The sequence below is a fragment of the Pseudovibrio axinellae genome (assembly GCF_900110875.1).
Lineage (GTDB): Bacteria > Pseudomonadota > Alphaproteobacteria > Rhizobiales > Stappiaceae > Pseudovibrio > Pseudovibrio axinellae.
The window spans coordinates 239,818-251,576 of sequence record NZ_FOFM01000006.1 but is presented as its reverse complement, the minus strand read 5'-3'; the positions used below and the strand labels follow the sequence as shown (position 1 = coordinate 251,576).

Here is an 11,759-nt window from a genome sequence, read left to right as displayed (position 1 = left end):
ATGACAACGATACCTCTCAGTCTTGATGACTATACTGAATTGCCTTCCGACAAAATTGCGACTGTTGTGACTTATCTGGAGATGCGTGAAAAGCCGCAGAGCAGGACGTTGATTGAACGCGATGATCTTTTATTGAGAAAGATTGAGCGCGTGGATATTCAAGATTACAGCAGGTTGTTTCGCAAAATTGGTGAGCCGTGGCTGTGGTTTGGCCGTCTTGTGATGAGCGATGAAGACCTCACGAAAGTTCTTAATGAAGAGAGCCGGGATCTCTACTTTGTAATGGAAAACGGGGTAGCGATCGGACTTCTTGAGCTCGATTTTTCCATCGGGAGTGAAGTGGAACTTGCGTATTTTGGTTTTATTCCAGAGCAAATTGGAGGCGGGGCAGGCCGATGGTTGATGAACCATGCAATTGACCTTGCATTTGCAAGACCGGGGGTTGATCGGCTTTGGGTGCATACGTGTACAGGTGACAGCGCACAGGCTCTGCCGTTTTATATTCGCAGCGGTTTCGTGCCTTACAAACGTGCGATCGAAGTTGCAGATGACCCGCGGCTGAAAGGGATTTTGGTTGTCTCATCCGCTCCGCACATCCCGGTTTTGGCATAGCAGTAGGTAATTTTCTGCTTTGATGCTTGAGTAGGATCAGTGCCCCGTGATTTCGTGCTGGCTTGCAATCCTTATGGGAACCATCAGGTGACAGGGATATGGGAAAAGTGCCCCAAAACGGGACGGTTGGTCAGGTTTCATTAGAGTTTTATCTAGGATGTGTTAGTTTCCCTTTACCATGTACCTTTGAATAATCGTGGAAGATGTGTGAAGGCCGCACCTAACTCGATTGGTTGTACGTAGGTTGGAAAGCGGTTGAAACGGGGCGTGTTCAACCGGGTATTTGGGAGCTGCCATGTCAGAGCTACATGACAACGTTGTGCCTCATGAGAAGGTACGATCACTGAGAGATGCCATTCGCAAGGTGCGTATTGCGGAAATGGAACGTACTGACGTTGTTGTTGGCCTTCAAGAGAGCGAGAGGACTCGTCTTGAGCTGCTCAGCGAAGAGCTTATTGACGTGTTTAAGGAAGTGCCCGAGGACGATGATCAGTTTGCCTTCCAGATTGTGCCGGGCACTCAACTCCGTCTCTGGATTGATATGACAAGTCACGTTCTGATGGGGCGTGATCAGCATTCCTATCGTTTTGTGAAGGAAACACGGCTGGGGCGGATGGTCCTTCTTGAGACGGCTGATATCGATGATATGGCGGACTGCATTACAGAGTACATTGCAGAGCGGGTCATTGAGAAAGAACGTGCCTTGGAAGCCGACTGGATGCTTAATCGTGTTCGGCAAAACAGTGTGCCTTCCGGCAACAGTCTGGACCAGCTGAAGGATGTGAGCGAAGGCAAGGCTGTTGCGGTGAAACCCAGCAAAGCTCGGGATTTCATCATCTTACTATGTGGGCTTGCTGTGGGGATTGCTGTTGGCGGGGGCGGCCTTGTTGCATTGGCACTCTATGCCAACCCCTTTTCTGGATAGGGTTCAGTCCGACACGCGTATCGTTGTCTTCTTTAGCTGTAAGCAATTGCGTTGCGGCTCTTTGAGCTGAGGTTTAGCTAAATTTCCTTCGTCGCCAGCTTCAAAAAAGAACACACTGCAAGTTTTGCCGTGTGTTCTCTTGTTTTCATATGTGTATCTGTTTCGCGTAAAGCCTGTTTAGGGCGTTAGGCTGCCAGCCTTAGCCCTGGGATGCGGAGATCATGCTGGGCGATGTGGTGAACACCTTCTGCAGCAGTGGAAAAACCGCGTTCCTCCACGATGCAAGACCACCCAGCCCCGTCCTGCTCTATCGAATAGAGGTTGTAGCGTGCTGGTGGGGTGTGTCTTCCTATGCCATTTGAGGCTGACGGTACGCAGATGACGGGGACCGGCCCCTCTGGGCCAATAATTTCCATCTGTGTTGCGCGGTGAGTATGACCGTGCAAGATCAGTTCTGCTCCATGCTCTGCGATGACATTTCGGAAACGGCTGGAGCCGACTAATCGTTTGTACCAGGATGTCGCATTGCGGACTGGCGGGTGGTGCAGCAAGACAACGCGGAAATCGCCGCGAGCTTTCGCGTGCTGTAACTGCTCTCCCAATGCTCGTAGCTGGTTGTTGTTTATGTAACCGGTTGCCAGAAAGGGGCTAGACGCCCTGGCAGATGAAACGCCGATTATCGTAATTTTGCCCCGTCTGCGAACAAAAGGGAAGCGAGGGGGATTGGCGTTCGTTGTGGCCACTGCGAGCTCTGGATCACTTTGCATATATGGGCGCCAGGCTGCATATGCTTTTTTAAGCGCACCAGGAACATAGGCGTCATGGTTGCCTGGTGTTAGCGAAAGGTCCTCTGGAGAGCCCACCGTCGGGAGCCACTCTTTTGCACCCGAAATCTCTTTGGGGAGCGCAATGTTGACGAGGTCGCCGCAGAGAGCAATATGATCTGGCTCTTGTGCATGAATATCGTGGATCAATGCATCAAGATAGGAATTGGTCATCGCATGGGCGCGGTTGCGCCTCCAATTTAGATAGCCGATCAGGCGCTTGGAGGCGAGCTGAGCAGGTTGCACGTCCGGCAACGGACCCAAGTGTGGGTCTGAGAAGTGAGCAAGCTTAAACATAGCTTACGCATATCAGTTGCATTGCGCCTGCGGTCAAGAGTTTTTCCTGCTCTTTTGGAATTCCCCTCAAACGCCTTTAACAGTTTATCAACGCTGGAGATGAAATGCCATCTAAAGACAGGAGGATGGACGCAAGACAGCTGCATCATGTGTGTTTTCGTTGTTAATCGCTGGAGACCAGTGGAAGCGATTTGTGCGACGAAAGCGAGCAAGAACTTTAGTAAGCATGACGTGTTTCTCCTGCGATGTGGTGCATCGCATTGGGTCTTTGATATCTGTAGGTGGTGGGGGCGCCCTGATTAATTTTTGGGCGTATGCTTATTGATTGATCTCTTTCTACGCCTATCCTGTAGGTTGTGTAGTGTTAGTTTTGCAAAGGTGGTATGCAGTTTTTGCATAAATGATATATTATATTTTTATCGTATAATATCAGATAGTTATTTGTTTGGAGAGGTTGCTTTTGGCTAGTTTTAAGACAAGATTTGTCAACTGGGCGGTTCAATCCTTTGGACTTTTGAGGCGCGGCATGACGTTGGGGGTACGGGTTGCTGCCTTTGACTCTGAGAATCGTGTCTTACTGGTTCGCCACCAATACCTAACAGGCTGGTATTTGCCTGGAGGTGGGGTTGATGCTGGAGAGACATTGGCCGAGGCAGCACGCAGAGAACTGTATGAAGAAACTGGATACGGCTGCAATTTGGATTTGGTGCTGCTTTCCATGTATTTTAACCGGATGGGAACAGGGCGAGATCATGTGGGCTTGTTCAAGGCGGTCCTGACTGGACAGGATGCGGACTGGAGGCGACCTGTTATGGAAATAGCTGAGTTGCAGCTTTTTGCGATGGATGCATTGCCTGAGGGCCTGAGCCCGGCGACGCAGCGTCGCCTGCATGAAATTGCAGACAACAGAGCTCCACAACCGTATTGGTAGTTGTTTATCAATGCTCTACACGTAGGCTACTCCCCCTATAGTGTACGCATCTGCACGTACTTTTTCACTTTACGATAAAAAAAATGCGTGCTACGTAAGCTTACGAAACAATATTTCGCGTGTGACTGCATGCGAGTGACATTAATTTTTTGGGGTACGGGCCTTATGGCAATCTGCTGGGAACAGCGACGACGAACGAACGCGCGAGATATCATCTCGCGTGGTGCTTCGTACCGTCCTTTTCACAGTGTGCTCCCAATATCGGTTTAAATGCCCGAGCCACATGGATCGACGGTCTCTTTCCTTCGATTTGTGGTATGCGATATGGTAGTTTCAAAATGGCTGGTGCGGCAGGAAGCCCCGGCAGATTTTTTCCAGATAGAACAAATGCAAGCTGAGGCGTTTGGCCCGGCGCGGTTTACCCGTACAGCTTTCCAGATCCGGGATGGCGTTCAGCAAGAAATGAGCCTGTGTTTTGTTGGTGAGCAAAACGGAGAGATTGCTGGCTCAATCAAACTCACACCAATCATGATCGGGAATAGTCCTAGCATGTTGTTGGGTCCGTTGACTGTGAAAGCAGCTTTTAATGGGCAGGGGCTTGGCAGGTTGTTGCTCGAAACGGTTGCAAAGGAAGCAAAGGCTCAAGGTGTCCAGTCTATTTTGTTGGTTGGTGATCACCCCTATTATGGCCCTCATGGCTACCAGCAGATCACTCGGGGTACCATCACTTTGCCAGGGCCTGTTGATCCGGATCGGTTGCTCATATTGATGGTGGGGGCTGGGACAGTGCCGCAAGGGGCTGTTGTTGGCGGTCACTTCAAGCCTGCCCTCGTTGTATCTAAGCCGCTGGAAGGCCAGGCGCCTGAGTTTGGGCTGAACTCTTTCGCAATGGCGACTTGAGACGCTGAGTCAATTGAGAGGTAAGGCCTTTGGTGGGACATTGCCCGACGATGTGTCACGGTTAGAAAGATCTACCAAACGCTTGTTGTTCTGCTAATTGCACCATCAACAAGGGGCTTGTGTCAGCGTCCTTCGCGATACCAAGTGAAGGACAGTAATCCCAATAGCAGCGCAAGGCCCAGGAAGCCGATTAAAAGTGGGTAGCGGTCAATTCCATTCAAGATACTTGCATCGGTGCGTTTGATGCCTATCCAACCGTTGCCATGGTATTGGGAGGATGCACGCTGTGCGATGATATTTGGCACTGAGAGAGAGGTTGAACCATTAGCAGCCACGCGCTCTGCAATGCCTTTGCTCTGTGTGGTGATGCTTGCCAATGTTTTTGTTGTGGAGACGACCTCTAGAAATTCTCGCGGGTTCGGAGGTCCAACATTGATAAGGGCAGTGTGGGCACCATCTGTTGCACTGTAAAGGCCCAGCTCTTCTGCTTTGATGGAGGCTGTCCAATGACCGCTGGTATTTTTGGTTAGCTTTACTTGCTCTGTTTTACCAGAGGGGGTTGTGAGCGTTACCGGGTCAACGAGGTTTGCAAGGGTTTGCCGCTCTGTGGTTAGAGTTGAGCCTGTGAGGGACAAACGAAGCGCTTCTTCTTCAAGATCAGGTTCTTTCATCAACCAGTGTGCCAGCCTGCGCAGAAGCGGGACATGCGGACCTCCGCCTTCGTATCCTCTTGCCCACAGCCAAACATGATCCGACAACAAAGCAGCGACACGGCCTTTACCAACCCGGCTCAAAACGAGAAGTGGTTTATTGTCGAGTGCGGTCATAACGGGTTGACCTTCTTGAACATCAGCCCCCACGAGGCGGAACCATTTGCCCCATTGTGGTGGGATTTCGCCAGCGCCTGGAAGGTTGCGGGTTACCGGGTGGCGAAGGCCAAGCTCTGAAACACTGGCGTGGAAGGGTTGTTCAAAGATCTCTCCTGTCGGGGTTGCAGGCAGAACGCGGCCTAGTGGCGTTCTGAAGATGCTGTTCTCCTCAGCATAGTCAGGGCCACCGGCAATCAAGACGGCGCCGCCATTACTTACATATCTGGCAATGTTGTCGAAGTAGAGCAGGGGGAGTACGCCGCGGCGTTCGTAACGATCAAAGATGATAAGGTCGAACTCGTCGATTTTGACTGAGAACAGCTCGCGTGTCGGGAATGCAATCAACGATAATTGATTGATTGGGGTTCCGTCTTGCTTTTCAGGTGGGCGCAGGATCGTAAAATGCACCAGATCAACAGAGGCGTCTGACTTTAGCAGGTTCCGCCATGTGCGTTCTCCCGCATGAGGAGAGCCAGAGACCAGCAAAACCCGTAGGTTTTCGCGGATGCCATCGATGGTGACCAAGGACCGGTTGTTCAGCTGGGTTAATTCGCCGTCTAACGATTCCACCTCAAACTCATATATATTTTCGCCGCCGTGCTCAATTTCGACAGTTATTTCAGCTGCATATCCGGAGGTGATGAATTGCTTGGAGAGGATGTCGCCGTTGCGGCGGACTGTGACTTCTGCACGACTTCCAAAAGGTTGTGGGGTCCCTTCCTCAATCATTTCCAGCTGAACGATCTGTGTGGAACCAACCAGCCCAAAGCGCGGGGCTTTTGCAACCTTTAAGCGACGGTCGAACTCTCCTTCTCGCCCTGTAACCAGCGCATGAATCGGGGCTGAAAAGCCAAGGTTCTCAGCTGTTGAGGGTACATCATGTATCTGGCCGTCGGTGATAAGGATCGCCCCGGCAATCCTTTCAGGGGGCACATCAGCGAGTTCGTTGGAAATCGCGGTGAACGCTCGCGTCCCGTCACGGGTTTCCATTGATGTGTCATTCAGGGAAATCTGCCTGAGATCAATACCTTCGATGGCTTGGAGCTGAGAAACAATATTCTGCGTTACCTCTGCCGTTTGTTGGGACCGGTTTTCCAATTGCTGGCTTTGGCTGTTGTCGGAAACAACAACGACGGTGCTGGGAAGGAATTCACGGTCCTCTCGCAAAATTGCGGGGTTGAGAAGTGCCAGTGCCAGCAATGCCAAACACAAGGTGCGCATGAGTGCGCCGCGGGATCCCAAGAAAAGAAGATAGGCACAGACCAGAGCTATGACCATTCCAAGCGCGATTATTGCCGAAAGCGGCATCAGCGGATCAATGGAAAGAGACCATGTCATGTGTGTTGCTGTGCTCCGAGTTTTTGCGTCATTGGCCTATGCGCTCCAGCAGCGCTGGAATATGGACCTGATCTGCCTTGTAGTTTCCTGTCATGGTGTACATGAGAATGTTGATGCCAACTCGCGCTGCCATCTCACGCTGGTTGCTGTCGGCTGGAATGGTCGGGTAAAGGTAATTTCCTTCAGGGTCGATTGCCCATGCGGCTGCCAAGTCATTGCCACTGATCATAATTGGGGAAACACCATCGCCTGCGCGGACAGGGCGGCTCCCGTCTGAAGATGAGGCACTTGCCTGCACCCACATAGGGCTTTCATTATAACGTCCGGGGAACTCATCGAGAATGTAGAACGTCTTTGTCAGTACGTGGTCGTGGGGGACTGGTTCCAGACTTGGAATATCCAGCCCTTGTAACAGTTGTTGCAGTTTTTGTTTGTTTTGCGAATTTGAGCCTGAGGGCCCGTAAGCATCTCTTGTGTCAAACAGGATGGTGCCGCCATTACGCATGTAAGCGCCAATGCGAGACATGGCCTGTGGGCCTGGGAGCTGCATATTGGCGTCAATTGGCCAGTAGATTATGGGAAAGAACGCCAACTCATGCTTTTGCAGGTCAAGACCAATTGGAGTTTCCGGCTCCAATGCGGTCCTGTCTGTCAAAAGCCGAGTGAGGCCGAAGAGGCCCGCACGGCTGATTTCATCCACTTCTGGAGAGCCGGTAATTACGTAAGCAAGGCGGGTGTCCAATGAGGCGTCCAGAGCAAAATCTTCTGCGCTGTTTTGCGCCCATACTTTGTCGGTGCTTGTTAGGATCAAGCTAGTAGTTATCAGTAGGAAGGTGGCTGAAGCGGTGACCCGGTTGCTGCGCAATTTACCTGAGAGCCATAGGAGGGCAAGCGTGTCCAGCAGAGCAAGGAGGATTGCTATTGAGAAAAACCAGCCACGCAGGTCAAGCGGCTTTTCTGAGGGATATTCTAGGGTGGTGGCCATCGAAAGTGCAGAAAGGTCTAGTGGCACCAGAGTGTCGTCGTCCTCTATCAGGTTTAGTGCGCGGGCTGCTTCTGGACTGCCATAAAGGCCTGGAGGTGTTTCTCGCGATGGGTGCGTGTTTGCAAAGTCGCGTTCAAGAATTGGCTGATGATTGACCGAAGTATCTATGAGTTTTCCATACCCGTTGAGTACTTTAAGCAAGGGGAGGGCTGAGGCAGAAGCTGGGCCATCAGTCTCATTTTGCGGGGGTAAGACTGCTGTTGATGAGATACTTGTGATTGCCCGCAGCATATCTACGAAACCACCTGAAAGCGGCAGGTTGGACCATTTGGTGTCGGGGGTAACGTGGAAAAATACGATGGTCCCGTTGCCGTGTTTCTTTGCTGTTACAAGAGGCGTTCCGTCTTCTAGCGATGCCCAAGTCCTGTCAGGCAGGTCTGCTGTTGGTTCAGCAAGGACTTGGCGGTTCACTGTAACGTCGTTTGGCAAACTGATTGCACGGAATGGGCTGTTGGGCGAAAATGATTTGAGGGCTTGAGGCTCTTTCCAGGAAAGGGAGCCACCTAGTTTGCGCTCTCCCATCCGCAACGCAACAGGAATGAGAGAATCTTGCTTTTCAGGTAGTTGGGGGCCCGCAAACCGAACCAGAGTGCCGCCCTTAGAGACCCAACTGGCGATTTCTGCTTCCGTACTTTTTGGCAGAGTTCCGACTTCTGCAAGTACAAGGACGGATATACCCTTGTCGAAGTAATCGGAAACAGCCGTGCTGATATCTGTGGTTTTAGCGGGAGGGAGATCAGCAAAGGGGGAAAGGGCGCGCTCCAGATAATAAAGGGGTGAAAGCAAGGGCTGTGAGCGGTCTGCAAACCCACCTGCAAACAGACCTAGTTTGCGTCTACGCCATTTCTCATCGACTAATACGGTGCTGCCTGAGCTGGCTTTGCCGAGAATGGAGAGTTTTGTGATGTCGTTGCGCAGCTCTGAGGGGAGCTCAAGAGAGATTTGCGCAGAGTTCTGTCGTGGCTCTAACTCTACAGTTTGTTCCGCAATCACGCGCTGTTTGCGATCATAAGCACGCACGGTCAATGTCTCGGAGAGAGGGGCAGGGTGGCGTAGAATTGTTGTTGTCATAGCACCAGCAGAGTTTTGCAGGTGTTTGAGCGCATAAACTGGTGTGTCTGAACGGTAGATCAAGAAAGCGCGTTCTTGAACATCTGTGGCGCGAGCAATATTGGCCAGACCACGGGCAAAACTCGTCGTGGATGGTTCTTCTAAAGGTGAGGAAAACCAGAGAATTGCTCCTGGTGGGCTTTGGGCTGCTTGCTTTTGAAGGGCAGGTAAAAGCTCCGAACGGGCTGCTTGCCAGCCTCTCGGAGACAGGGCACGAAGCTGATCCGCAACTTCCTGAGCACTGGATAAACGCATGGGCTGAGCCGGACCATCTGCCGTCGTGACTAACATAACAGTGCGGTTGTTTTGAGAGGCGCCCTCCACCAGCATCTCTGCCATTCGGATCTGACGATCCCAGTCGGCTGACGCATCCCAGCCGTTATCTACAATTACCCATAGAGGGCCTGCTTTGGGTTCGGCAATATCCAGCGGCTTCCAAACAGGGCCTGCCATTGCAACGATCAAGATTGCAGCAAGCAGAAGGCGCAGAAGGATCAACCACCACGGAGTGTGCTGGGGTGTCTCTTCTTTGTTATGCAAGGATAGCAGCAATCGCAGGGGCGGGAATTTTACGTAGGCTGGCTGCGGTGGAGTCGTTCGCAGCAACCACCATAGAACCGGTAGTGCCACAAATGCAGTAAGAACCCAGGGAGCTGCAAAGCCGATGGGGAGGAGAGAGCCCATTATAGCTTGTCTCCTCTCATTTTGTGTTGAGGGGTGTTTGCCAGGCGGGAATGAAGCAGCATTAACGGCTCTAACGCTGGGCGATTTGTGTGGTGCAGAGTATAGCTCCAGTCGAACCTGCGGGCGAGAGACCTGATTTGATCCTTATGAACCGCTAGTCGGTGCAAATACTCCTGTTGCCATGTCTGGGCGCGGCCTGCCTTGAGTTGCGCTCCGTTTTCCGGGTCTTCAAATCTGGTTGGGCCTGTGAAAGGAAAACTCTCTTCGATTGGATCGAGGAGTTGTACCAAGTGGCCCTTTGCACCCGTGCTGGCGATGGTTTCCATCCACTTTTCGAGTTTGTCTGGCGGGTCGAGAAGGTCTGAAAAAAGGACGGTCTCTGAGAAACGTCGGATCCCCTCTGGGTTGGGGAGTGTTGATGACGGGTTTTCGTGTACCAGTGTTTCAGCAATGGTTTGCACGGCATTTCTACTGGCGAGGGCGTGTGTCAGCCCGGTCAGTCCAACGCGTTCTCCGGCTTCATTTAATGCATAGGAGAGTGCAAGCATGAGAAGTAGCGCGCGAGTTTGTTTTGACGACTTGGCTTGTTTGCTTTGAAAGTGCATGGAGGCAGAAAGGTCTGCCCAGACCCAGATGGTTTGGGCCGCTTCCCACTCTCGCTCACGCACATAAAGATTATCATCTCGCGCTGAGCGTCGCCAATCCACTTGATGGGCGGCTTCTCCTGCGAGAAACGGGCGGAATTGCCAGAAGGTTTCGCCGGGACCAGAGCGACGGCGGCCATGCCAGCCAGCAGTGACATTGGCAGCGATGCGGCTGGCTTCGACCAGCAGGTCCGGCAGGCTGCCAGCGAGGGACTGGGCTTCGCCCGTTACGCCGAAGGTATTTTCTTGTAAGCTTTGAGGAGCGGGCCTCGAAGATAACATATACGATCCTGTCGGCTGGAGTTTAGGCGATGCGGTCTTTAATGTCTCTGAGAATCTGAGGAATGGTTTTCCCATCTGCTCTGGCTGCAAAGGTGAGTGCCATACGGTGTTGTAACACTGGCTCTGCCAATGCCATAACGTCATCGATGCTTGGCGACAGACGGCCATCAGCCAAAGCACGGGCACGTACGGTTAACATGAGTGCCTGACTGGCGCGTGGGCCTGGTCCCCAAGCGATGTATTGAGCCAAGTCTGCAAAGCCGTCGGCTTCACCTGGACGGGCCGCCCTGACCAGTTTCAAGATCGCATCCATGACCGTTTCTCCGACTGGAATGTGGCGCACAAGCCTTTGCATTTCCTTTAGCTCATCTAACTGTAAGACCTGTTTGGATTTTGCTTCTGAAGCTCCGGTTGTTTCGAGCAGAATGCGGCGTTCGGCATCTATATCCGGGTAGTGAACGTCAATCTGCATCAAGAAGCGGTCCAGCTGTGCTTCAGGTAACGGGTAGGTGCCTTCCTGTTCAAGCGGGTTTTGGGTGGCTAGGACATGGAAGGGGGCGGGCAGATCATGATGATGACCCGCGATGGTTACGTGGTATTCCTGCATCGATTGTAGGAGTGCTGATTGCGTTCTGGGGCTTGCACGGTTGATTTCGTCTGCCATGAGGAGCTGGGCAAAAACAGGGCCGGGAATGAACCGGAATGAGCGGGTTCCATCCGGGGCTTCCTCCATCACCTCAGATCCCAAAATATCAGAGGGCATGAGGTCAGGGGTGAACTGAATGCGGCGAGAATCAAGACCAAGCACTGTCCCCAATGTCTCAACCAGTTTGGTCTTGGCAAGGCCGGGGACACCCACAAGCAGACCATGGCCACCGGAAAGGATAGTAACCAGTGTTCGTTCAACGACGCTTTCCTGACCAAATATAGACCGAGCTATTTCCTCCTTTGCCAGCCGGATCTTCTCACAGGCCGCTTCCGTACGCGCGAGGATATCCTCTGGTTTTGGGGGGATGCTTGTCATATTGGTGTTCATCGCTGCTCTCTTTTCGTCGCGCTTTACAACCCTGCCTGGCTCATAGTTTCATCATACTCGGTTTTAAAAAAGACGATCCCTAGCAAATCTATAGGCCTGTTGCTTTCGTTTGCTATGTGAAAGCGCAGACATTGCGTTTGGTTGGCAAGGTAGATCGGCCATGCGTTGTACCAATGAGATCGGGGGCAGAGCATCCCTGGTTGGTGTTGGGCGTTTATCGAATGATTGGGACCTACCTTAGCGGCATTTTTGTGAACAGAGG

At 52.1% G+C, this 11,759-nt stretch carries 9 protein-coding genes; 4 read left to right on the top strand and 5 right to left on the bottom strand.

Going from position 1 to position 11,759, the window contains the following annotated elements:
• Positions 1-612 (top strand): GNAT family N-acetyltransferase, encoded by a 612-nt coding sequence (locus BMZ51_RS14855; protein ID WP_068006777.1) that lies wholly within the window; start codon positions 1-3, stop codon positions 610-612.
• 295 nt (positions 613-907) lie between these two features.
• Positions 908-1,537, top strand: a complete 630-nt coding sequence (locus tag BMZ51_RS14850; RefSeq protein WP_068006778.1) for a hypothetical protein — start codon at positions 908-910, stop codon at positions 1,535-1,537.
• Between the two features lie 185 nt (positions 1,538-1,722).
• Here the strand turns inward: BMZ51_RS14850 and BMZ51_RS14845 are convergent, their stop codons facing one another.
• Positions 1,723-2,658 (bottom strand): metallophosphoesterase family protein, encoded by a 936-nt coding sequence (locus BMZ51_RS14845; protein ID WP_074882116.1) that lies wholly within the window; start codon positions 2,656-2,658, stop codon positions 1,723-1,725.
• A 526-nt stretch (positions 2,659-3,184) separates the two neighbouring features.
• Here BMZ51_RS14845 and BMZ51_RS14840 point away from each other — a divergent pair.
• The gene (locus BMZ51_RS14840) at positions 3,185-3,589 is read left to right on the top strand and encodes an NUDIX domain-containing protein (RefSeq protein WP_068006779.1); all 405 of its coding nucleotides are present in this window, start codon (positions 3,185-3,187) and stop codon (positions 3,587-3,589) included.
• A 324-nt stretch (positions 3,590-3,913) separates the two neighbouring features.
• Positions 3,914-4,489 carry a GNAT family N-acetyltransferase gene (locus tag BMZ51_RS14835; protein ID WP_068006780.1) on the top strand — a complete coding sequence of 192 codons (576 nt, stop codon included), beginning with the start codon at positions 3,914-3,916 and terminating at the stop codon, positions 4,487-4,489.
• Positions 4,490-4,611: 122 nt separating this feature from the next.
• Here the strand turns inward: BMZ51_RS14835 and BMZ51_RS14830 are convergent, their stop codons facing one another.
• The 4 genes from BMZ51_RS14830 to BMZ51_RS14815 are packed head-to-tail and all read right to left on the bottom strand — an operon-like array spanning position 4,612 to position 11,497.
• The gene (locus BMZ51_RS14830; protein ID WP_068006782.1) at positions 4,612-6,696 is read right to left on the bottom strand and encodes a hypothetical protein; all 2,085 of its coding nucleotides are present in this window, start codon (positions 6,694-6,696) and stop codon (positions 4,612-4,614) included.
• Positions 6,697-6,724: 28 nt separating this feature from the next.
• Complete coding sequence (locus tag BMZ51_RS14825; RefSeq protein WP_068006784.1) at positions 6,725-9,535, bottom strand: DUF4159 domain-containing protein; 2,811 nt, start codon at positions 9,533-9,535, stop codon at positions 6,725-6,727.
• Positions 9,535-10,461, bottom strand: coding sequence for a DUF58 domain-containing protein (locus BMZ51_RS14820; RefSeq protein WP_068006786.1), 927 nt, complete (start codon positions 10,459-10,461; stop codon positions 9,535-9,537). Before BMZ51_RS14820 ends, BMZ51_RS14825 begins: the two co-directional genes overlap by 1 nt.
• 22 nt (positions 10,462-10,483) lie before the next feature.
• Positions 10,484-11,497 (bottom strand): AAA family ATPase, encoded by a 1,014-nt coding sequence (locus BMZ51_RS14815; protein WP_068006788.1) that lies wholly within the window; start codon positions 11,495-11,497, stop codon positions 10,484-10,486.
• Between the last annotated feature and the right edge of the window lie 262 nt (positions 11,498-11,759).